The following is a 19,375-nucleotide window of genomic DNA, read 5'->3' as shown; positions in this document are numbered from 1 at the left end:
ATTCCAATTATTCAGGAGGCGTAATCATGGAGTGGAAATTGACGAGAGAGCCGTTGGCCTCTGTGGCGACGGACGCAATTATTGTATTTCATTCCAAAGAAAGAGAATCGACACAAGGTATGGCCCGTGAGATTGATGAGGCCCTCGGTTTTCGGATTTCCAGCCTGATCACGGCAGGGGAGATAACTGGCAAACTGGGGGAAGTCACCCAGTTGCACAATTGGGGTAAGATTCCGTCTGGGCGTGTGATTGTGGTCGGTTTGGGTGAAGGGGACCAGACTGATCTGCACCAGTTCAGACATGCGATTGCGGCGGCGAGCCGCGCAGCCAAGCAAAAGGGGTTAAAAAGCTTGGGGATTGGGTGTCCTTCTTCCGTCATTGACCGTTATAACGCGGTTGATGCGGTACAAGCGATTGTGGAGGGCGTCGAACTTGGGACGTATGAGCACCAGAAATACCAATCCGAAACGAAGAAGCAGGAACTGAAATCGGTGTTAATCAGTATTCCGCAACTGAATGAGCAAGCGGCTCAAGCAGGGATCGAACGGGGGCAGATTTTCGCCCGCGCTACCAATTTCGCTAGGTATTTGTCCCATGAACCAGCTAACTTATTAACACCCCAACAGTTTGTCGATCATGCCAAACAAGTTGCCGAAAAACGCGGATTAGACATGGAAGTATTGGACGAATCGCGCTTGGCAGATTTGGGTATGCAAGCGTTATTGTCTGTGGCGCGTGGCAGTGAAGCAGGGGCGCGCATGATCGTGCTGTCTTATCAAGGGGCGCCTGAGAGCACCGAAGTACTCGGACTAGTTGGCAAGGGTGTGACTTTTGATAGTGGCGGCCTCCAGTTGAAACCCTCACCGTACATGTTGGACATGAAAGAAGATATGGCTGGCGCGGCGGCGGTGTTGGCGGCGATGGATGCGATTGGGGAATTGCGTCCTCACAGCAATGTGTTGGCGGTTATCCCTGTCTGCGAGAACATGGTCAACGGCCAAGCGTATCGTCCGGGCGATGTGATCCGGTCCTTCAGTGGCAAGACGATCGAAGTGGCTCACACTGATGCCGAAGGGCGGATTATTTTGGCCGATGCGATCTCTTATGCTAAACGGAAGGGAGCCACCTGCTTGGTCGATGTGGCTACACTGACCGGCGCCGTTGTGGTTGCCTTGGGGCATGAAGCGACAGGGATGATGAGTAACGATGAAGAATGGGCCGATGAAGTGAAGGCGGCGGCCCGCATTGCCGGCGAACGGATGTGGGAATTGCCGATGTACAAAGAGTATGGCATCTATGTTGAAAGTGAGATTGCCGATGTGAAAAATGAGGGGGGAAGCCCGGCAGGATGCATTCAAGGCGGCTTGTTTTTGCAGGCGTTTGCTGAAGAAACCCCTTGGGTGCACTTGGATATCGCCGGATCAGCCACAGCGCCGCGCGAATCAGGCATTTTTGCCAAAGGGGCAACTGGAGTGGCTGTGCGGACACTCATCCAGTTGGCGGTTCGTTTCGGTTAGGGCGAGGTTAATCGGAGTGATGGAGCAGATGCTCCTCCGCTCCGGTTTTTTTGTGTAAAATAGATGGGAATAAAAGAAAAGCGGGGCGGTTGAAATGCATATCGAGATATCCGCTGGGGCTCTCTCCCGGCTGTTGGAAGCCAAGCCGACAGAGGAAGCCGCATTGCGCGTTGCCGTGATCACCGAAGGGTGCGGTTGCGGTGCCGATGTCGTGTTTGAGATGAATTGGGATTATGTGAAGCCAGATGACTTGGTGGTGGCAGTGTCACCTGCCCTCCGCATGGTGCTGGACCGCGAGAGTGCCCAATTTTTCGGTGCTGATTTGGCGGTGGATTGGCATGACCGGAACCAAGCATATGTTTTGAAAAACAAAGAGCAGATCTTCAGCAACCGATTGCTGCTCTACTGAGGGGCCTGTTCGAAGCCAAAGTGGAAGAGTTGTTGCCCCCTACGGAAGATGTTACAATGGAGAAAGTGGAACGGCGCCCGAAACAGCGGCGCTTTTTGTCTTTCAGGAGGAATCGAGATGAAAATAGGTTGCCATATCAGTGTTGCCAAAGGATTCGCCAAAGCGGCATCAAAAGCCAAGTCGCTGGGCGCCGAATCGTTTCAAGTCTTTACGAAAAATCCGCGCGGTTTAAGGCCGAAAAAGCTGGACACCGTCGATGCGGAACGAGGAAGAGCATTTTGTGAAGAGCATGGGATCGTGCTGGTTGCGCACACCCCTTACATCACCAATTTGTCCACCCCCAAGGCGGATTTGCATGAAGTGACGATTCGTTCAATCAAAGAGGATTTGTCCATTGCAGAGGCATACGGTGCAGTCGGGGCGGTCGTTCATTGTGGCAAGCATGTGGGCGAAGGGGAAGAGTACGGACGCAAACGGATGGTGGAGACGCTCAACCTCATTCTGGCTGAATACGAAGGAAGCACCAAATTGCTTTTGGAAAACACTGCGGGTCAAGGTAGCGAGCTGGGATTGACGATCCGTGAACTGGTGGAAATCCGTGAAGCGACGGATTACCCGGAAAAAATCGGTTTCTGCTTTGACACGTGCCATGCTTTCGCCGCCGGGATCTGGACGGAAGAATCATTTGCGTCGATGGTACAGGAAATGAAGGAGACCGGCTATCTTGAACAGCTAGTTGCCATTCACTTCAATGATAGCAAAGCGCCTTTTAACAGCCGCAAAGATCGCCACGAAAAAATTGGCAAAGGTGAAATCGGAGCGGCGGCCTTGGCCTTGTTTTTGCGTGATGAGGCGTTCGCTCACCTGCCGGTCATTCTGGAGACACCGGTCGACGATGAGTCGGAATACGCGGACGAAATTCAGTATTTGCATCAATTGAAACAAGAGGGTTGAGGAGGGAGAAGCGAGATGGATGCTGTGCAAACCTGGCTGAACAGCCTGTCGCCGTGGACGATCTATTTCATCATCGTGGTGTTGGCGGCCGTGGTGTATAAGGTGGCTTTCGCCATTCGTCTGCCGCTGTTGAAACAAGTCATCGTTTATGTGGTGCTGGCGGTGGGGTGCCTTTTGTTGACATTGTTCCATTACATGGGCTTCCCCGTGATTCCCATTCTCTTTTTCACCGTTATCCTTATTGCTGTCACAAGGATCAGGCTCTATTTTGTGCGAAAACAAAATTAGTTGGGGGGGGCGGCTAGAGCGATAGGTCAGTAAAAAAAGCGTTCTGGCCGCTCCCGATCCGCGGAAAAAGGGGCAACCGGACAAGCCCCTTTGCGCCGCCAGGAATGGGAGAGGAGAATCAAAATGCAGTTGAAAGACGCATTGTTTAATTGGTTGCAGATCCAAGTGGTGTGGGACAAACGGCCCAGCGACCGTTCCGCCAAGGAAACGGTGCATTTTTTTGAAGAAATGTTGCGTGAGGATCATCAGGTGACGATTGTGGAAAAAAAGGCGGAGGGCGATAATTACCTCATCACCTATGAGCAAGCGGGCGAACCGTCGCAAATTGCATTTCCGCGCGATCAGGCAGACAAATTGTTAAACGACATCATCAATGAACCGAAGTACAATCAATCTTTCGGGGATTGACTGGATAGAGCGTCAGCGGGGTGGCAAAGTGTGCTTCCCGTCTGGCCAGCAAGCCTGCGCTGCTCCACTTGCTGAGTAATGCGTTGGCGGCAGTCCGGGCAGATTTGAATGCGGTGCGGATGTTTCCTGATTTTTTTGGCGATCAGCTTCTCAGGTTGAAAAGGCTGATCACATAGGATGCAGATCACTTTCACGGCGATTCCGTCCTTTCCGTGCAGATGGTTACAGCTAGGGTGTGTCTGGCAAATCAAGTTGGTGGGGAAGAAGCGGCGGAAAAACCTTTTCTCGAGGAGCGCCTCGTCACGCGTGAAGCGAATGAGAAAATGGTTTTGGAGCCGCTGGCCTATACATCAGACACGCCCTAGTATACTACATGTCCGGGAGCTGAAGCCAACTTGGGTTAAAGCTTAAAAACGCAACAAACACAACTCCGCAAGGGAAGCCTGCGGAGTTGTGCCTTTTTGAGGTGTTTACAGGAACGGCAAGATTAAGGTCACTGACGGGCAGGAGCTCGCCGAGACTGGTTAAGCCGTTCCTGATTGATTTTGTCCGGTTTCTGTTCGGACTTCTCCGTCTCCCGGGAAGGCAACGGAGCGATGCGGGCGGCGATTTCGGCCAGTTCTTCCATCAGTCCGCCGATGGGCCGGCCTCGCCGGATGTCATCGTTTAGCTCACGTATGCGTTGCACCAGGTCGGTGTCAGCGGTAACCAGCGCTTTCGCCCCTTGCGGATCTTCCCGCAACGCTTCCGCCACCGTATATTTGATGGTGCCTACACGTCCCCGGTCCAAAGTGGGTTCCAGATCGATTCCCACCAGCGTGTATCTACCAATGACGATGGCATTGGCTCCTTTCACATGGGGCACGCTCGTCGCGATGCGCACCAACCGGTCGGCCACCGCCTGAGGAGAACGGTCACGGCGAGGTTCAGGTGCTGTTTGTTTGACACGGCGCACCTCAGGAATCTGTTTGTGTGTACCAGGAGCAGATTGATTGGCCGGAGGCTTATTCTCTTGTTGGCAACCCGCCAAGATGGCGAGTGAAACGATGAGAGGGATGGTCAGTCTATATAAAAACCGCATGCGCCACCTCTTCCTTTCTACGCGTTTGTCCCATAGTCTAACCCGTTTGTGCCGCCGCCATGTACCAGCTTTGAACCGAAGCAAAGTTCGTGTAGAATGGGGGATGGAAGAGTGAGGTTAGGAGGCTTAACCATGAAAATAGAGACCTTTGTCTTCGGTCCGGTGATGACCAATTGTTATTTGGTGTATGATGAAGGGAGCAGACGGGGATGGGTCGTCGATCCTGGTATGAACCCAGATGCGTTGCTCGCGCGTATCAGAGAGCTTGATATAAAGGTGGAAGCGATTTTGTTGACCCACGCCCATTTTGACCATATCGGTGGGGTTGAAGCGGTGCGCGAACTCTCAGGGGCACCCGTTTACGTGCACCGCGAGGAAGCGGATTGGCTGACGAACCCGGAGGAAAACGGTTCCCTTTTTTTTATGGGAGTGCCGATGAAGTGCCAGCCAGCGGAGCGAGTGCTGACGGGCGGAGAGTCGATCGAACTGGTCGGCCAAACGTTGAAAGTGTTGCACACGCCTGGTCATTCCCCTGGCAGTGTAACTTATGTCTGGGATGACGTGATATTCAGCGGGGATGTGCTGTTCCAACAATCGATCGGGCGAACCGATTTGCCCGGCGGGGATTATGAAACGCTGATGCAGTCTATCCACCAGCAATTGATGAATTTGCCCGAAGCGACCCGGGTGCTGTCTGGTCATGGGCCGGAAACGACGATTGGTCAGGAACAAATGACCAATCCTTTTGTCACGGGCGGCTTGACTAATAGGTAAAGGAGTCTAGGGGGATGAAAGGAAAAAACCTGATCATCTTTTGTGTATTGCTCGCGTTGGTAGGCATAGCGGTGTGGACGGGGATCGAGGATCGGCAAGCACCGGCGAGCGGCGGCACGAAAACGGATGCAGCCATCCAGTGCAAAGGAGAAAGCAGGCCAGAAGAGGGATACTGCGCGCCAAACTTCACTTTGCGCACGATCGATGGCAAAGAAATCGAGCTTTATCGCAACCAAGGAAAGCCCACCATCATCAACTTCTGGGCGACATGGTGCCCACCGTGCAAAAAAGAAATGCCTTATTTCCAAAAGGCGTATGACCAATACAAAGACAAAGTGAACTTCATCATGGTCAATGAAACATCGCAAGAAAAAGATGAAACCAAGATCAAACCCTTCCTGGACAAACATGGGTACACGTTCCCGGTGGTGCTTGACCCGCTTGAAAACAAGCGGACGGTCGGATTCGACCAATACGGATTGTATGGCATTCCCGCAACTTATGTAGTGGGGGCCGACGGGAAAATCCAGTATCGCTTCATCGGGGGAATGGAAGAAGAGCAGATGGCCATGCTGATGCAAGAGTTGTCTAGGTGGTAATGGGAGGAGAAATCATGGCAGGGTTAAGTGTTTGGCTGGCGTTTGGCGCGGGGATTTTGTCATTCATCTCGCCATGCTGCTTGCCGCTGTACCCTTCGTATCTGTCGTATATCACCGGGATTTCGGTGGCACAACTCAAAGAGCGGGAACGGTCCGCAGAGATAAAGAGAAACACGATGTTGCACACCCTTTTCTTCATTTTGGGTTTTTCCTTGCTTTTTTACGCGATCGGCTTCGCGGCCAGTTGGGTGGGTACGGCATTCAAAGCATATGACGATCTGATCCGGATGATTGCCGCGGTTTTGCTGATTGCGTTCGGGCTGTTTATGCTCGGCGTCTTCCAGCCGTCGTTTTTGATGCGTGAGTACAAATGGCAAGTGACCAAGAAAAACGTCAGTTATTTTAGCTCGTTCATCGTGGGGATCGGTTTTGCCGCCGGTTGGACACCCTGCGTCGGCCCGATCTTGGGGAGCATCATCACCATGACCACCCTCCGTCCGGAAATGGGCTTCACATATTTGACTTCTTACATCTTGGGCTTTGCCATTCCGTTTTTTATCATGGCTTTTTTCATCGGCAAAACGCGCTGGATTTTGAAATACTCCAACCAAGTGATGAAAGTCGGGGGCGGCCTCATGGTTTTGTTTGGCGTGCTCTTGTACACCGATCAGATGTCGGTCATCGCGGCTTGGTTGACGCAAGTGACCGGATTTACCGGGTTTTAGCTGAAGTGGTGCGCCATTTCAGCTTTTTTGTTACAATTTGATGGGAAAGACAGGTGATGAATGTGAGCAAACAAACACGGTATTGGGTCAGACGCCTTTTGTTTGTCGTGATGCTGGGGTTGGTCGGTTATGCCTTGTACCAATCTGTGGCCCAAGGGGAAGGGAACCGTCCCGAACCGGGTCGTCCTGCTCCTGTTTTCCAATTGACGACGCTGGACGGCAAAGAGGTTTCGCTTGAAGATTACAAAGGAAAAGCGGTTATGCTCAACTTTTGGGGTTCGTGGTGTGAACCGTGTACCAAAGAGATGCCGGCTTTGCAAACCGTTTATGAAAAATACAAAAACCAAGGCTTTGTCGTGCTGGGTATCAATATCGCGGAAACGGATTTCACGGCCAACGCATTTGCCAAACGGATGGGCATTTCGTTTCCGGTACTTATGGACCGGCAACGTGATGTGGTGAAATTGTACGATGTGGTGCCGATCCCTAGCTCATTCTTCATCGATCCAGAGGGAACGCTGAAGCAGAGGGTGGAAGCTCCACTTACGGTGGAACAATTGGAGCCGATCGTGCAGTCGATTTTACCCAAAAAATGATAAGGAGCGGTCATGATGGGACAATACAAAGATATTGAAGCAAGTCGGTTAAGCGAAGCGGCGGATGAATTGCAACAATATGTGCTAGTGGACGTGCGCACGGATGAGGAGTACCAGGAAGGGCACATTCCGGGAGCTATTCACATCCCGCATGATCAAATGGAAGCGCGGCATGAGGAACTGGCACCGCACAAAGGGCAGAAAATCTTGTTGATTTGCCGGAGCGGCCGCCGTAGCGTGTTGGCGGCTCAAGTGCTGGCTGCGCGCGGATACACGGAGTTGTACAACCTCAAAGGGGGAATGCTGGAGTGGACGGGTCCGCAAACCAAGGAGTAGAAAGCAAATCACAGCACGCGCGGGTGGCCCAGCAAGTGCTCGATTTAATTGGAATGACGCCGGTGGTCAAGCTGAACCGGCTTGTTCGCCCAGAGTGGGCAGAGGTGTATGTAAAGCTAGAAAAAATGAATCCGGGCGGCAGTGTGAAAGATCGAACCGCCTACAACATGATTCGCGATGCCGAAGAAAAGGGCCTGCTCAAGCCGGGTGCGACCATTATCGAGCCGACGAGCGGCAACACGGGGATCGGCCTGGCGCTGGTCGGTGCCGCCCGTGGGTACCGGACGATTCTGGTCATGCCCGACACAATGAGCAAAGAGCGGGTGATGCTGTTAAAAGGGTATGGCGCAGAAGTAGTGTTGACGCCAGGGAACGAACGGATGCCGGGGGCGATCAAAAAAGCGGAAGAGCTGATGGCATCGATCCCTGGTTCGTTTATGCCATCACAATTTGAAAATGCCGCCAATCCTGATGTTCATCGGCGCACGACCGGTCCGGAAATTCTCAAGCAAACACAAGGGCGTTTAGACGCGTTTATCGCTACGGCGGGAACGGGCGGTACCATCACCGGAGTTGGCGAGTATTTGCGTCAGCATATTCCGAGCATATTTATCGGGGTGGTGGAGCCTAAGGGATCACCAGTGTTGGCCGGGGGCGTACCGGGGCCACATCAAATTCCGGGTACCAGTCCCGGTTTTGTACCGCCTGTGCTGAACCGTTCCGTTTTTGATGAAATTTTCCATGTGAGCGACGAGGAAGCCCTCAATGTAACGCGTGCCCTCGCTTGCCAAGAAGCGTTGCTGTTGGGGCCTTCTTCCGGAGCTTCTGTCTGGGCGGCTCTCAAAGTGGCCGAGCGTCTCGGCAAGGGCAAGCGGGTCTTGTGCATGGCTCCAGACACGGGTGAACGGTATCTGAGCACCGAAGTGTTTAATTTTTCATAAGAGAGGGCTGTGCCATGACCCAACCGCTCTTAAATGAAATCGTCGCGGAGATCGAGCATTCCCCTCATCAGGCCATCCCGTTTTCGCGGTACATGGAATTGGCTTTGTACCACCCGGAGTGGGGCTATTACCAGACAAATCGAACCAAGTTGGGCAAAGAAGGGGATTTCTTCACCAACGCCCATGTCGGAACGGTCATGGGCCGGGTCTTGGGACGTTTGTTCTGGCGTATGGTGGCGATGACGGGAAACGAAGAGGAATGGGTGCTGGTGGAGATGGGCGCGGGAGACGGGCGTTTGATGGAGCAAGTGGCCAATGAATGGCTGGCTCAGGGCGGGAAGTCGGACAAGCTGCATGCGTACTTGGTGGAAACAAGCCCTCATCACCGCCGATTGCAACAAGAACGCCTGGGTTCGCATCCTATCTCGTTTCATTGGTCTAGGCGCCTTGAGGAAGTGCCACGGGCCAAATACTCTTTTTTATATACCAATGAGTTGGTTGACGCCTTCCCGGTGCATCGGATAAAAAAAGAAGGGGGAGCCATTTGGGAAGCGTATGTATCCAAGGGGAAGAACGGACGCCTAAGCGAATGTTGGTTTCCCCTGAAAGAATCTGACGATCCCGCCGTATGGGAGAGGGGCCGGATCCTAGCGGAGGGGCAGATTGCCGAAGTGCCCGTCGCTGCCCGTGAGTGGCTCAGTCAAGTGACGGGCTGGTTGGAAAAGGGAATTCTCTTGACGATCGATTACGGCGGAGAAACGGAAGAACTGCTGGCCCGGAGGGAAGGCACGCTACGGGCTTACCGCGAACACCGGTTGTGGACAGACCTCTATCACACACCGGGGGAGATGGATTTGACAGCCCATGTGGATTTCACATTGCTTCGGCTGTGGGGGGCGGAGTTGGGCTTACACACATTTGCCTGTCTGTCCCAAGCCGAGTTTTTGCTCAGGGCTGGCGTATTGGATCTGCTACCGGCCACTCCGGCGCGTGACCCGTTCAGCGCCGAGGCGAAACAAGCGCGGGCCGTCACCCATTTGATTCATCCGCAAGGGATGGGCGAGCGCTTCCGCGTTTTGTTGCAAGGCAAAGGCGTGTCCGCGTCCGACATGGAACAGTTGGTTCCCAATTTATGAAAACGAAAGAGGATGGAAAATGATCATTAAGCCTAAATTCCGTGGGTTCATCTGTACGACGGCACATCCGAAAGGCTGTGCGCAACAGGTGCGAAACCAAATTGATTATGTTAAAAGTCAACCGGCCATCAATGGCCCGAAAAAAGTGTTGGTGATCGGCGCTTCAACCGGTTATGGATTGGCTTCCCGCATCACGGCAGCCTTTGGCGCTGGGGCGGATACGATCGGTGTCTTTTTTGAGCGTCCGAGCTCGGGCAACCGCACAGCTACCGCAGGGTGGTACAACACGGCAGCGTTTGAGGAAGCAGCGCGCGAAGCGGGGTTGTTCGCCAAAAGCATCAATGGGGATGCTTTTTCCAATGAAATCAAACAACAAACCATCGAAATGATCAAACGGGAATGGGGCAAAGTTGATTTGGTGGTATACAGCTTGGCCGCCCCCAAACGGGTTCATCCGGAGACAGGAGAAGTGTTTTCATCCGTTTTGAAACCGATTGGCCAAACGTTCTCCAACAAAACGGTTGATTTCCACACCGAGGAAGTGTCGCACATATCGATTGAACCGGCGACCGAGGAAGAGATTCGCCATACGATTGCAGTGATGGGCGGCGAGGACTGGAAGATGTGGATCGATGCTCTCCAAGAGGCCGACGTGTTGAATGAAGGGGCTAAAACGGTCGCATACTCGTACATCGGTCCCGTTGTGACCCATCCCGTGTATCGCGAGGGAACCGTGGGTCGTGCCAAAAACCACCTGGAGGCGACGGCTCATGAGCTGGACAAGCAGTTGAAGGAGATTGGCGGCGAGGCGTATGTATCAGTAAACAAAGCGCTTGTTACCCAGTCCAGTTCGGCGATCCCAGTAGTGCCGCTGTACATATCGCTTCTGTACAAAGTGATGAAAGAAAAAGGCCTGCATGAAGGATGCATCGAGCAGATGTACCGCCTGTTCAACGAACGCCTGTACACCGGCGGCGAGGTGCAGGTGGATGAGGAAGGGCGCATCCGTATCGACGATTGGGAGATGCGGGAGGATGTGCAAGCGGAAGTGTCAGCCCGTTGGTCCAAGGTGGACTCGGACAATCTGAAGGAGCTTTCGGATATTGAAGGGTACCGCAGAGATTTCTTCCAACTCTTCGGATTTGAAACTGATGGGGTTGATTACGAAGCGGACACTGAAGCCAATGTGACGATTCAGAGCTTGGCCTGACGCATGTTGGGAAGGACTCGGACTCTTGATGTGTTCCGAGTCCTTTTTTGACCATAAAAATAAGCTCCCTGTGAATCCGGGAGCTGTGCACTGATTAATGCATCATAAATGTGGAATACCAGACCATGCCGACAAACGACACGAACATATATCCACCGAAAAGATACATATAGGTTCTTTCGGTCAGCTTCAGGTAGCCTAACACGACAAACAGAATCGTTTGTACCGCGAACAGGGCCGCCGGAATGTACATATGACCCGCTAAGAACATGAGTGCAATCACGAAAGTCCAGAAGCCGAGGACGCGAAACATGCGGTCCATGTGCCACACTCCTTCCTACTTGGATGCGTTATGTAAGGGCATCCACTGTCGCCATATTCTAACATGCTTATTATACCCTCAGGCATCGCTTGTATCAAGCAAAAGGGAAAGGATGTTCAAAATGCAGACACTTCTTGTGCGAAAACAAGGGCCGATCCAATGGATCCGTTTTCACCGCCCAGATGTGAGAAACGCGGTCAATCCGCAAATGATGGGGGAGCTAGAACAAGTCTTGACTGAGATCGAACAAGATCCACAGTGCAAAGTGGTCATTTTCTCCGGAGATGAGCGAGCTTTTGTTTCCGGTGGGGATTTGGATGCGTTGCACCAATATGGGCACAAACATGAAATCCAGCCGATCATGGAGCGGATGGGACGAATTTTGGAACGGGTCCATGGATTGGCGCCATTGACGGTTGCATTTGTCGAAGGGGCGGCTGTTGGTGGGGGCTGCGAAATCGTGGCTAGTTGCGATCTATGTTTTGCTTCGGCGACGGCCCGGTTCGGCATGATCCAAGTGAAGCTGGGCATTACCACTGGATGGGGAGGAGCGGGACGCTTGATGCGGAAGATCGGGCCAGCACGAGCTCTGCCCCTGCTACTGACAGGACAGATTCTGTCTGCGTCCGAGGCGAAGGCATCCGGGTTGGTTGATGTGTTGCTCGATGGAGAGCGGGCTGACCAGGCTGTACAGGAGTTCGCCGAACAAGTGGCGAAGGCGCCGCTGGAGATCATCCGATTTTATAAGGGGCTGGCTGAAGAGGTGAATCGGGGTGTGCCCTCGGCGGAGCTGTATGCCCGGGAGGCGGAACAGTGCGCCAGTCTGTGGGAATCAGAAGAGCATGCGCAAGCGGTACGCGAATTTTTGGCGCGGCGGAAATCATAAGCCGCAGCCAAACCGCTTAGGTTAAGGCGTATGACACCGGTAAGCCGCGGGGAATCGTGTATACTTCCTCTTCCACATGGCAATAAAAATTAGTAGAGCCATATACTATGTTTTATATCAATTGCATAAAGATAAAACGGAAACGTTTGTTAGACGCGCATGAGCTGTGGAAGATGGGAGGTACTCGTATGGCTGTAAAGCGCCAGGATGCGTGGACACCGGATGATGATATGATCTTGGCCGAAGTGACGCTCAGGCATATCCGCGAAGGCGGCACGCAACTCTCGGCATTTGAGGAAGTGGCGGAAAAGCTGGGGCGGACACCGGCTGCTTGCGGTTTTCGCTGGAACAGCACCGTGCGAAAAAAATATGAGGCGGCGATTCAAATTGCCAAGTCGCAACGACAGAAGCGATTGCAAGAACGGAATCGCAGCCAGTCTCACCGGGTCAAATCCGGCGAGGATGCGACCGGCGATTCCTTGTATACGATTGACAATATCATCCGTTTCTTGCGGCAATACAAGAATGAAGTGGCTGAGCTAAAACGCCAACAAAAATTGTTGGAAAAAGAAATTGAGGAGAAAGAGGCGCTTCTTAGCAAGCTAGAGGCCGAAAACAACGAAATGAAAGCGCATCTGGAACACGTGCAGAGTGATTACCGACTGGTGAACGATGATTATCGGACCTTGGTGCAAATCATGGAGCGCGCGCGAAAAATGGCTTTGCTGACGGAAGAAGACGAGGCACTCAGCAAAGCGAAATTCCGGATGGAGGAAAACGGCAACCTGGAGCGTCTGGACAAATAACGAAAAAAGACCCGCATACAACGTTTGTGTGGGTCTTTTTAAACGTTAATCTCTCCGTTCATCTCCTGGCGGGAGTCAGACATAAGGGGGTTCGACGCGGTCGCGGGAAGGGAAGGCATGACGGGGCCAAAGCCCATTTTCAACCAAAACGGGCGAGATCGCCAGAGAGCGTTGGGCTTGATGGGTGGGCGTGGGCGACCAATGCCCGACCAAGTCTTCGCTCCCGATATTGCGGCAAGACTTCTAGTTTCCAGATTTTGTAGAGCCAAGGCATGCTGCTGTTCCCCTTCAATATAGATGCCGTAAAGTGGAGAGTGGCAATCGTTTTCGACCAGATGGGTTTGTAGATCGTCCATGAACTGGGTAAATTGTTTTTATGTGTTTTGTGAATGATCCTGAGGTGTTCCATCTGAAAAAGTTTTTATGCGCTCCCTCCTAGGGGTTCTTCGTTTTTCATTGTATCCTAAAAGTGATCATGTTATTCTGAGAAGGATTAAAATAAATAATTGTCGAATTTTTTGCGATAGAAATATTTTTAATAAGAATGCAATCAGGTGAGGTGAGGCTGGATTTGCGAAAAGTGCTGATTGCCAACCGTGGGGAAATCGCTTGTCGGATCATCCGCACGTGTCAAGAGCGTGGCTGGAAAAGCGTGGCTGTTTATTCAGAAGCGGATCGGATGATGCCGTTTGTGGAGATGGCGGATGAAGCCATCTGCATTGGGCCGCCGCCTGTGGCCAAAAGTTACCTCAACCAAGAGGCGATTTTGGATGCGGCTAAGCGCACCCAAGCAGATGCTCTGCATCCCGGATACGGTTTTTTGTCGGAAAACGCCCAGTTCGCCAAACGGGTTCAAGAAGCGGGGATCCGATGGATTGGACCGGAACCGGAAGTGATCCAGTTGATGGGAGACAAGGTGACGGCTCGTGCCACTATGAGTCAAGCAGGTGTGCCGATCGCTCCGGGGACGGGGGCGCTTGCATCGTTGGAGGAGGCATGCCAAGCCGCAGCGGAAATCGGTTATCCTGTCATGATCAAAGCGAGCGCTGGCGGCGGCGGAATCGGGATGCAAGTCTGTCCGAACGAAGAAGCGCTGAGGCAGTCGTATGCCTCGATTCAAACCAAAGCCCGCGCCTATTTCGGCGATGCGGCTGTTTATATTGAAAAGTGGGTCTCACCTGCCCGCCATATTGAAGTACAGATCGCCGCGGATGCGGATGGACAAGTGGTCCATCTGTTTGAAAGAGACTGTTCTGTGCAACGGCGCAATCAGAAAGTGATTGAAGAGAGTTTGGCTCCGGCACTGGATGCGACCATAAGGAAGCGGATGTACCAAGCTGCCGTCGCTGCTGCCCAAGCGGTGAAGTATACAGGAGTGGGAACGGTTGAGTTCTTGCTCGGTTCGGATGGGGAGTTTTATTTTTTGGAGATGAATACGCGGTTGCAAGTGGAGCATCCCGTGACAGAAATGATCACTGGGTTGGACATGGTTGCGATGCAATGTGATCTTGCTTGCGGAGAAGCGCTTGCTCTAAAACAAGAAGATGTTTCGGTGCAGGGACATGCGATCGAATGGAGGATTTACGCGGAAGATCCAGTGACGTTTTATCCTTCTCCGGGCATGATCACGGTGTTTGAACCGCCAATGGGTGAAGGTATTCGCGTCGATGCGGGAGTGAAGGAGGACACGATGGTGTCACCTTACTATGATCCGCTCTTGGCCAAATTGATTGTAAGCGGTTCCAACCGAGAAGAGGCTCTCGCCAAGAGCCACCAGGCTTTGGAGGCCTTCAAAGTGGAGGGGATCAAAACCAATCTGCCCTTGTTACGCCGATTGGCCCAGGAGCCGATGTTTACGACAGGCAAATACGATACGCAAATCATATCTCAACTCAAATAGGAGGGAATGCGAATGGCACAAGTAAAATCGACAATGGCAGGCGTGGTGTTAGCGATTCATGCGCAACTGGGGGAGCGGATTGAAGTGGGGCAAGATGTGATCTTGCTGGAATCGATGAAGATGGAAATTCCTATTCAAGCCGAAGTGGCAGGTACTGTGAAAGAAATCAAGGTGCAAGTGGGTGATTTTGTCGAGGATGGAGCGGCGTTGATCGAATTGGAGTGAGCCAGGGGGGGAGTGCATGCAGATCAAACTAGTAGAAGTGGGCTTACGGGACGGATTGCAGAATGAACGGATCATATTGGGAACGGAAGACAAAGTGAGAGTGGCTAAAGGGCTTTTGGCGGCGGGGATTCGCCACCTGGAGGTAACCTCTTTCGTCTCTCCGCGCTGGATTCCGCAGTTGGCTGACGCTACCCAATTGGCGCATCAATTGCCTTCTCTTGCCGATGTTGTCTATCGAGCGCTCGTTCCGAATCGCAAAGGAGCAGAGCGGGCCGCGCAAACGCCCATTCACGAGTGGGCTGTCTTCATGTCGGCTAGTGAGACGCACAACCGCAAGAACATCAACAAGAGCATCAGCGACACGTATCCGGTGTTGCGTGAAGTCATGGAGATGGCCAAAGAGCAAGGTATTCGTGTGCGAGGGTATGTTTCGACGGTATTTGGTTGCCCTTACGAAGGAAAGGTGTCAACAGCGCAGGTGTTGCGCGTGTGTGAGCAATTGCTCCAGATGGGGGTGTATGAGATTTCGCTTGGCGACACGATTGGTGTGGCTACGCCCAAAGCGGTGAAAAGCCTGTTACAAGAGTGTCAGCAACATATTCCCCTAACGCAGATCGCGGGCCATTTCCATGACACAAGGGGCACGGGACTGGCGAATGCCTATACGGCTCTGGAGATGGGTGTGCACACGTTAGATACATCCTTAGGCGGATTGGGAGGATGTCCCTACGCGCCAGGCGCATCAGGAAACTTGGCCACGGAAGATGTCTTATACCTGTTGCAACAAGAGGGGATCGACACCGGCATCGATCTGGCGCGCGTCTGCGAAACGAGTGAATTTGTGCAGACCAAATGTCGCCGGCCGTTGCCTTCCAAAGTGTTGCAAAGCCATCTGGCGCAAAAAAGACAAGAGAAAAGGGGAGATGAGTCATGAACGCGATCCGCTTGGAACGGCGCGACGGAATTGCCTTGGTGACGCTTAATCGACCGGCATCCCACAATGCATTAAATCGCCCGTTGTTGCAAGAATTATCCCAATTGACGGAAGTGCTAAGGGAGGAGCGCGATACGCGCGTGGTCATTTTCACTGGTGCTGGAGAAAAGGCGTTTTGCGCCGGCGCGGATTTGAAAGAGCGCCAGACGTTCACAGAAGAGGATGTGCGCCAGTTTATTGTGCTGATACGCGACACTTTCACCCGCATCGCGGAGTTGCCTCAGCCTACCATCGCGGCAATCAACGGGGTTGCATTCGGCGGGGGAATGGAACTGGCTTTGGCGTGCGACTTGCGGTTGATGGATGAGGCGGCACGGATGGGATTGACAGAGACATCGCTTGGCATCATTCCGGGGGCGGGCGGAACACAGCGCTTGCCGCGGTTGGTTGGTGTGGCCAAAGCGAAAGAACTGATCCTCATGGCCAAACGGTTCGGTGCTGCCGAAGCATTGCAGATGGGTCTGGTGAATGCGATTTCAGCACCGGGGGAGGTGCTGAGCCTCGCTTGGGAGTGGGCTGAAACCTTGAAGCAAAATGCCCCATTGGCATTGATTCAAGCCAAATGGGCCATCGACCACGGATTGGAGACGGACATCGGTGCAGGACTTTTGTTGGAAACCAAAGCCTACGATGTCTTGATCCCAACCAAAGATCGCCTAGAAGGTCTGGCCGCTTTTCAAGATAAGAGAAAACCGCAATATCGCGGAGAATAAGGGGTGGAACCGATGAATGACCAATTGATAGCGAAACTGGCTGAGAGCGAAACCCGAGTGAAAGCGGGGGGAGCGCCCAAATATCACGAAAAATTAAAGCAACAGCAGAAACTGTTTGTGCGCAAACGCTTGGAGCTATTATTTGATGATGATTTTCAGGTGGAAGACGGCCTGTTCGCCAATTTTTCAGCGGGTGACCTGCCGGCAGACGGCGTTGTGACGGCCATGGGCAAAGTGAACGGACAAATGGTTTGCGTCATGGCTAATGATAGCACGGTGAAGGCGGGTTCATGGGGCGCCCGAACCGTCGAGAAAATCATCCGCATTCAGGAGACGGCAGAGAAGTTAAAAGTGCCGCTGATTTATCTGGTAGACTCCGCGGGGGCGCGGATCACCGACCAGATTGAGATGTTCCCAGGACGCCGGGGTGCAGGTCGCATCTTTTACAACCAAGTGAAATTGTCGGGGATGATTCCGCAAGTGTGCGTCCTGTTTGGCCCGTCTGCAGCGGGAGGAGCGTATATCCCCGCTTTTTGCGATATTGTCATCATGGTGGACAAAAACGCGAGCATGTACTTGGGATCGCCGCGGATGGCGGAGATGGTGATCGGGGAAAAGGTGACGCTGGAAGAAATGGGCGGTGCCCGTATGCACTGTACAGTCAGCGGGTGCGGCGATGTGTTGGCAGCCAGTGAAGAAGAGGCCATCGCATCCTGCCGTCGCTACTTGAGCTATATGCCTGCCAACTATCAAGCGCCGCACCGACCTGTTGCAGGCAAGTCGCCCGAACAGGGAGTCCGGCCGCCGTCCAAAGTAATCCCCGACCACCAGAATGCGCCATTTGACATGCAGGAGCTGATTCGGGGGTTGATTGATGAAGATTCCTTTTATGAGGTAAAGGCGTTATTCGCCAAAGAGATGATCACTGGCTTTGCCCGGATTGATGGCCGGCCGGTGGGGATTATCGCCAACCAGTCCAAAGTGAAGGGCGGAGTGATATTTATCGACTCTGCGGATAAGGCAACGCGATTTATCAATTTATGCGATGCGTATAACATTCCTTTATTGTTCTTGGCTGATGTGCCAGGTTTCATGATCGGTACACAGGTGGAGCGGGCCGGAATCATTCGCCATGGCGCTAAGATGATCTCGGCGATGTCGGAGGCCACCGTACCCAAAATCTCCGTCATCGTTCGTAAAGCATATGGTGCCGGCTTGTACGCCATGGCTGGCCCGGCGTTTGAACCGGACTGCTGTTTGGCCTTGCCCACGGCGCAGATCGCTGTCATGGGCCCCGAGGCGGCTGTCAACGCCGTCTACAGCAATAAAATCGCCGAACTGGAAGAACCTGAACGGACTGAATTTGTGATGGCCAAACGGGAAGAGTACCGTGAGGACATCGACATCTACCGGTTAGCGAGTGAATTGATTGTGGATGGAATTGTTGCCCCGGATGATTTGCGTGGGGAATTGATCCGGAGATTTTCCGCCTACGAAAGCAAGCAAATGAAATTTGGTGAGCGAAAACATCCGGTTTATCCGGTGTGATAACATGTGTATGATAAAGAAGGAGCCTTCAGCTGTTGGCTCCTTTTTCATATGAGAGGAGGGGGCGAGATGAAGACGGCCATCATCGGGGGCGGCGCGTTGGGGCTTTTGTGGGGTGCCCGATTGGCTCGGGCGGGTTTTCCGGTGACAATGATCGTGAGGACACAGAGTCAGGCCGCCACGATCAAGAAGATGGGAATGACCGTACAAAGCTTATCAGGCGGCGAATGGACCGTGTCGACAGAAGCGTGCGCCAGCTCATCTCTTCCATCCGGTAAAGCCGACAGTGTGTTCGTCATGGTGAAGCAAATGGACCTGCCGGCGGTCACCCCGCTAATTGCGTCCTTGGCTCATGAGGAAACGCAAGTTTTGTTCTGGCAGAATGGATGGGGACATGGGGAAATCGTCAAGAAACTGTCTGCGCAGACTTGCACCTACTTGGCTGTGACCACGGAAGGCGCTTTGCGGTTGGGGGAGAATCGGGTGGCGCATACTGGAAATGGCGAAACGTGGGTCGGCCCGTATCCGTCTTCGCGCAAGGAACCGCATCCTGCATTGGAGCGCTTATGGCAACTGGAACAAAAGATGGCATGGGATCCAGACATTTTGGTTCGGATCTGGGAAAAACTAGCCGTAAATTGCGTCATCAATCCCTTGACGGCGTTGGAGGATGTGCCAAATGGCGAAGTGGGACATCCGCGGTTCGAACAAATGAAGCGGGCGATCATTGAAGAGACGGTTCGCGTTGCTCGCGCGGAAGGCATCCGGCTTGACACGGCCGCTGTGAAGGAAAGGGTGGAACGGGTCATTCGTTTGACCGCTCGCAACCACTCGTCAATGTTGCAGGATATGAAGCGAGGACGGAAGACAGAAATTGCCCACATCAATGGAGCGGTGGCGGAACTGGGCGCCAAATGGGGCATTCCCACCCCCGTCAATGCAGAGTTGGTGCGACGGGTTCAGGATAAAGAAGTGCAGATTGGATGTTGAACACGCTGGAGGGAGTA

25 protein-coding genes are annotated in these 19,375 nt (G+C 53.0%); 21 read left to right on the top strand and 4 right to left on the bottom strand.

Annotation, left to right across the window (positions count from 1 at the left end; all coding sequences use genetic code 11):
• The first annotated feature begins 26 nt into the window (after window positions 1-26).
• The 5 genes from NYR52_RS11435 to NYR52_RS11415 all read left to right on the top strand — a co-directional run bounded on the left by NYR52_RS11435 (window position 27) and on the right by NYR52_RS11415 (window position 3,576).
• Window positions 27-1,517 carry a leucyl aminopeptidase gene (locus tag NYR52_RS11435; RefSeq protein ID WP_259435677.1) on the top strand — a complete coding sequence of 497 codons (1,491 nt, stop codon included), beginning with the start codon at window positions 27-29 and terminating at the stop codon, window positions 1,515-1,517.
• A 94-nt stretch (window positions 1,518-1,611) separates the two neighbouring features.
• Window positions 1,612-1,926, top strand: coding sequence for an iron-sulfur cluster biosynthesis family protein (locus NYR52_RS11430; protein WP_259435676.1), 315 nt, complete (start codon window positions 1,612-1,614; stop codon window positions 1,924-1,926).
• A gap of 117 nt (window positions 1,927-2,043) precedes the next feature.
• A complete protein-coding gene (locus NYR52_RS11425) occupies window positions 2,044-2,880 on the top strand; it encodes a deoxyribonuclease IV (protein WP_106341392.1) in 837 nt (278 codons plus the stop codon).
• Between the two features lie 15 nt (window positions 2,881-2,895).
• A complete protein-coding gene (locus NYR52_RS11420) occupies window positions 2,896-3,168 on the top strand; it encodes a YlaH-like family protein (RefSeq protein WP_022736490.1) in 273 nt (90 codons plus the stop codon).
• 123 nt (window positions 3,169-3,291) lie between these two features.
• Window positions 3,292-3,576 (top strand): hypothetical protein, encoded by a 285-nt coding sequence (locus tag NYR52_RS11415; RefSeq protein WP_102992887.1) that lies wholly within the window; start codon window positions 3,292-3,294, stop codon window positions 3,574-3,576.
• Here the strand turns inward: NYR52_RS11415 and NYR52_RS11410 are convergent.
• Both NYR52_RS11410 and NYR52_RS11405 read right to left on the bottom strand, forming a co-directional pair.
• Window positions 3,558-3,770 carry a YlaI family protein gene (locus NYR52_RS11410; protein ID WP_181352746.1) on the bottom strand — a complete coding sequence of 71 codons (213 nt, stop codon included), beginning with the start codon at window positions 3,768-3,770 and terminating at the stop codon, window positions 3,558-3,560. The genes NYR52_RS11415 and NYR52_RS11410 overlap by 19 nt on opposite strands.
• A gap of 299 nt (window positions 3,771-4,069) precedes the next feature.
• The gene (locus NYR52_RS11405) at window positions 4,070-4,657 is read right to left on the bottom strand and encodes a YhcN/YlaJ family sporulation lipoprotein (protein ID WP_106341390.1); all 588 of its coding nucleotides are present in this window, start codon (window positions 4,655-4,657) and stop codon (window positions 4,070-4,072) included.
• Between the two features lie 132 nt (window positions 4,658-4,789).
• Between NYR52_RS11405 and NYR52_RS11400 the strand changes: the two genes are divergently transcribed.
• From NYR52_RS11400 to fabV, 8 genes are all read left to right on the top strand, one after another.
• Window positions 4,790-5,431, top strand: a complete 642-nt coding sequence (locus NYR52_RS11400; protein ID WP_259435675.1) for an MBL fold metallo-hydrolase — start codon at window positions 4,790-4,792, stop codon at window positions 5,429-5,431.
• Window positions 5,432-5,445: 14 nt separating this feature from the next.
• Window positions 5,446-6,030, top strand: a complete 585-nt coding sequence (locus NYR52_RS11395) for a TlpA family protein disulfide reductase (RefSeq protein WP_154986230.1) — start codon at window positions 5,446-5,448, stop codon at window positions 6,028-6,030.
• Between the two features lie 14 nt (window positions 6,031-6,044).
• Window positions 6,045-6,755, top strand: a complete 711-nt coding sequence (locus tag NYR52_RS11390) for a cytochrome c biogenesis CcdA family protein (protein ID WP_022736484.1) — start codon at window positions 6,045-6,047, stop codon at window positions 6,753-6,755.
• A 62-nt stretch (window positions 6,756-6,817) separates the two neighbouring features.
• Window positions 6,818-7,351, top strand: a complete 534-nt coding sequence (gene resA / locus NYR52_RS11385) for a thiol-disulfide oxidoreductase ResA (protein ID WP_259435674.1) — start codon at window positions 6,818-6,820, stop codon at window positions 7,349-7,351.
• Between the two features lie 15 nt (window positions 7,352-7,366).
• Window positions 7,367-7,687 (top strand): rhodanese-like domain-containing protein, encoded by a 321-nt coding sequence (locus NYR52_RS11380; protein WP_228502743.1) that lies wholly within the window; start codon window positions 7,367-7,369, stop codon window positions 7,685-7,687.
• A gap of 23 nt (window positions 7,688-7,710) precedes the next feature.
• Window positions 7,711-8,628, top strand: coding sequence for a cysteine synthase A (gene cysK, locus NYR52_RS11375; protein WP_259436763.1), 918 nt, complete (start codon window positions 7,711-7,713; stop codon window positions 8,626-8,628).
• 14 nt (window positions 8,629-8,642) lie between these two features.
• On the top strand, window positions 8,643-9,764 hold the full coding sequence (locus tag NYR52_RS11370; RefSeq protein WP_259435673.1) for a class I SAM-dependent methyltransferase: 1,122 nt from the start codon (window positions 8,643-8,645) through the stop codon (window positions 9,762-9,764).
• Between the two features lie 19 nt (window positions 9,765-9,783).
• On the top strand, window positions 9,784-10,974 hold the full coding sequence (fabV, locus tag NYR52_RS11365) for an enoyl-ACP reductase FabV (protein ID WP_259435672.1): 1,191 nt from the start codon (window positions 9,784-9,786) through the stop codon (window positions 10,972-10,974).
• Between the two features lie 94 nt (window positions 10,975-11,068).
• Here fabV and NYR52_RS11360 read toward each other — a convergent pair whose 3' ends face one another.
• Window positions 11,069-11,296 (bottom strand): DUF2626 family protein, encoded by a 228-nt coding sequence (locus NYR52_RS11360; RefSeq protein WP_022736478.1) that lies wholly within the window; start codon window positions 11,294-11,296, stop codon window positions 11,069-11,071.
• Window positions 11,297-11,417: 121 nt separating this feature from the next.
• Here NYR52_RS11360 and NYR52_RS11355 point away from each other — a divergent pair, with 121 nt between their 5' ends.
• Both NYR52_RS11355 and NYR52_RS11350 read left to right on the top strand, forming a co-directional pair.
• Window positions 11,418-12,182, top strand: a complete 765-nt coding sequence (locus tag NYR52_RS11355) for an enoyl-CoA hydratase/isomerase family protein (RefSeq protein WP_181352745.1) — start codon at window positions 11,418-11,420, stop codon at window positions 12,180-12,182.
• Between the two features lie 188 nt (window positions 12,183-12,370).
• Window positions 12,371-12,988, top strand: coding sequence for an RsfA family transcriptional regulator (locus tag NYR52_RS11350; RefSeq protein WP_102992879.1), 618 nt, complete (start codon window positions 12,371-12,373; stop codon window positions 12,986-12,988).
• A 139-nt stretch (window positions 12,989-13,127) separates the two neighbouring features.
• Here the strand turns inward: NYR52_RS11350 and NYR52_RS16775 are convergent, their stop codons facing one another.
• Complete coding sequence (locus tag NYR52_RS16775; protein ID WP_259435671.1) at window positions 13,128-13,262, bottom strand: hypothetical protein; 135 nt, start codon at window positions 13,260-13,262, stop codon at window positions 13,128-13,130.
• Window positions 13,263-13,568: 306 nt separating this feature from the next.
• Between NYR52_RS16775 and NYR52_RS11340 the strand changes: the two genes are divergently transcribed.
• The 6 genes from NYR52_RS11340 to NYR52_RS11315 all read left to right on the top strand — a co-directional run bounded on the left by NYR52_RS11340 (window position 13,569) and on the right by NYR52_RS11315 (window position 19,358).
• Complete coding sequence (locus tag NYR52_RS11340) at window positions 13,569-14,888, top strand: acetyl-CoA carboxylase biotin carboxylase subunit (protein WP_310795345.1); 1,320 nt, start codon at window positions 13,569-13,571, stop codon at window positions 14,886-14,888.
• Between the two features lie 12 nt (window positions 14,889-14,900).
• Entirely contained in the window at window positions 14,901-15,113 is a 213-nt protein-coding gene (locus tag NYR52_RS11335) for a biotin/lipoyl-containing protein (RefSeq protein ID WP_102992876.1), read from the top strand.
• 16 nt (window positions 15,114-15,129) lie between these two features.
• Entirely contained in the window at window positions 15,130-16,047 is a 918-nt protein-coding gene (locus tag NYR52_RS11330; protein WP_259435669.1) for a hydroxymethylglutaryl-CoA lyase, read from the top strand.
• On the top strand, window positions 16,044-16,820 hold the full coding sequence (locus tag NYR52_RS11325; RefSeq protein WP_259435668.1) for an enoyl-CoA hydratase-related protein: 777 nt from the start codon (window positions 16,044-16,046) through the stop codon (window positions 16,818-16,820). The genes NYR52_RS11330 and NYR52_RS11325 overlap by 4 nt, the downstream gene beginning before the upstream one ends.
• Window positions 16,821-16,832: 12 nt before the next feature.
• Window positions 16,833-18,368, top strand: a complete 1,536-nt coding sequence (locus tag NYR52_RS11320) for an acyl-CoA carboxylase subunit beta (protein ID WP_259435667.1) — start codon at window positions 16,833-16,835, stop codon at window positions 18,366-18,368.
• 69 nt (window positions 18,369-18,437) lie between these two features.
• Window positions 18,438-19,358: a ketopantoate reductase family protein gene (locus NYR52_RS11315; protein ID WP_259435666.1), complete on the top strand. Its 921-nt coding sequence runs from the start codon at window positions 18,438-18,440 to the stop codon at window positions 19,356-19,358.
• Window positions 19,359-19,375 lie beyond the last annotated feature (17 nt).

This window comes from Laceyella sacchari (assembly GCF_024927925.1).
In the GTDB taxonomy this organism is placed as follows: domain Bacteria; phylum Bacillota; class Bacilli; order Thermoactinomycetales; family Thermoactinomycetaceae; genus Laceyella; species Laceyella sacchari.
This window is presented reverse-complemented; position numbering and strand designations above follow the sequence as displayed.

Coding starts and splice junctions, on each gene's coding strand:
- NYR52_RS11335 (WP_102992876.1), top strand. CDS start 14,901: ATGGCACAAGTAAAATCGACAATGGCAGGCGTGGTGTTAGCGATTCAT.
- NYR52_RS11355 (WP_181352745.1), top strand. CDS start 11,418: ATGCAGACACTTCTTGTGCGAAAACAAGGGCCGATCCAATGGATCCGT.
- NYR52_RS11380 (WP_228502743.1), top strand. CDS start 7,367: ATGGGACAATACAAAGATATTGAAGCAAGTCGGTTAAGCGAAGCGGCG.
- NYR52_RS11405 (WP_106341390.1), bottom strand. CDS start 4,657: ATGCGGTTTTTATATAGACTGACCATCCCTCTCATCGTTTCACTCGCC.
- NYR52_RS11330 (WP_259435669.1), top strand. CDS start 15,130: ATGCAGATCAAACTAGTAGAAGTGGGCTTACGGGACGGATTGCAGAAT.
- NYR52_RS11370 (WP_259435673.1), top strand. CDS start 8,643: ATGACCCAACCGCTCTTAAATGAAATCGTCGCGGAGATCGAGCATTCC.
- fabV (WP_259435672.1), top strand. CDS start 9,784: ATGATCATTAAGCCTAAATTCCGTGGGTTCATCTGTACGACGGCACAT.
- NYR52_RS11430 (WP_259435676.1), top strand. CDS start 1,612: ATGCATATCGAGATATCCGCTGGGGCTCTCTCCCGGCTGTTGGAAGCC.
- NYR52_RS11325 (WP_259435668.1), top strand. CDS start 16,044: ATGAACGCGATCCGCTTGGAACGGCGCGACGGAATTGCCTTGGTGACG.
- NYR52_RS11315 (WP_259435666.1), top strand. CDS start 18,438: ATGAAGACGGCCATCATCGGGGGCGGCGCGTTGGGGCTTTTGTGGGGT.
- NYR52_RS11360 (WP_022736478.1), bottom strand. CDS start 11,296: ATGGACCGCATGTTTCGCGTCCTCGGCTTCTGGACTTTCGTGATTGCA.
- NYR52_RS16775 (WP_259435671.1), bottom strand. CDS start 13,262: ATGCCTTGGCTCTACAAAATCTGGAAACTAGAAGTCTTGCCGCAATAT.
- NYR52_RS11415 (WP_102992887.1), top strand. CDS start 3,292: ATGCAGTTGAAAGACGCATTGTTTAATTGGTTGCAGATCCAAGTGGTG.
- NYR52_RS11395 (WP_154986230.1), top strand. CDS start 5,446: ATGAAAGGAAAAAACCTGATCATCTTTTGTGTATTGCTCGCGTTGGTA.
- NYR52_RS11350 (WP_102992879.1), top strand. CDS start 12,371: ATGGCTGTAAAGCGCCAGGATGCGTGGACACCGGATGATGATATGATC.
- NYR52_RS11390 (WP_022736484.1), top strand. CDS start 6,045: ATGGCAGGGTTAAGTGTTTGGCTGGCGTTTGGCGCGGGGATTTTGTCA.
- NYR52_RS11420 (WP_022736490.1), top strand. CDS start 2,896: ATGGATGCTGTGCAAACCTGGCTGAACAGCCTGTCGCCGTGGACGATC.
- NYR52_RS11435 (WP_259435677.1), top strand. CDS start 27: ATGGAGTGGAAATTGACGAGAGAGCCGTTGGCCTCTGTGGCGACGGAC.
- NYR52_RS11320 (WP_259435667.1), top strand. CDS start 16,833: ATGAATGACCAATTGATAGCGAAACTGGCTGAGAGCGAAACCCGAGTG.
- NYR52_RS11425 (WP_106341392.1), top strand. CDS start 2,044: ATGAAAATAGGTTGCCATATCAGTGTTGCCAAAGGATTCGCCAAAGCG.
- NYR52_RS11400 (WP_259435675.1), top strand. CDS start 4,790: ATGAAAATAGAGACCTTTGTCTTCGGTCCGGTGATGACCAATTGTTAT.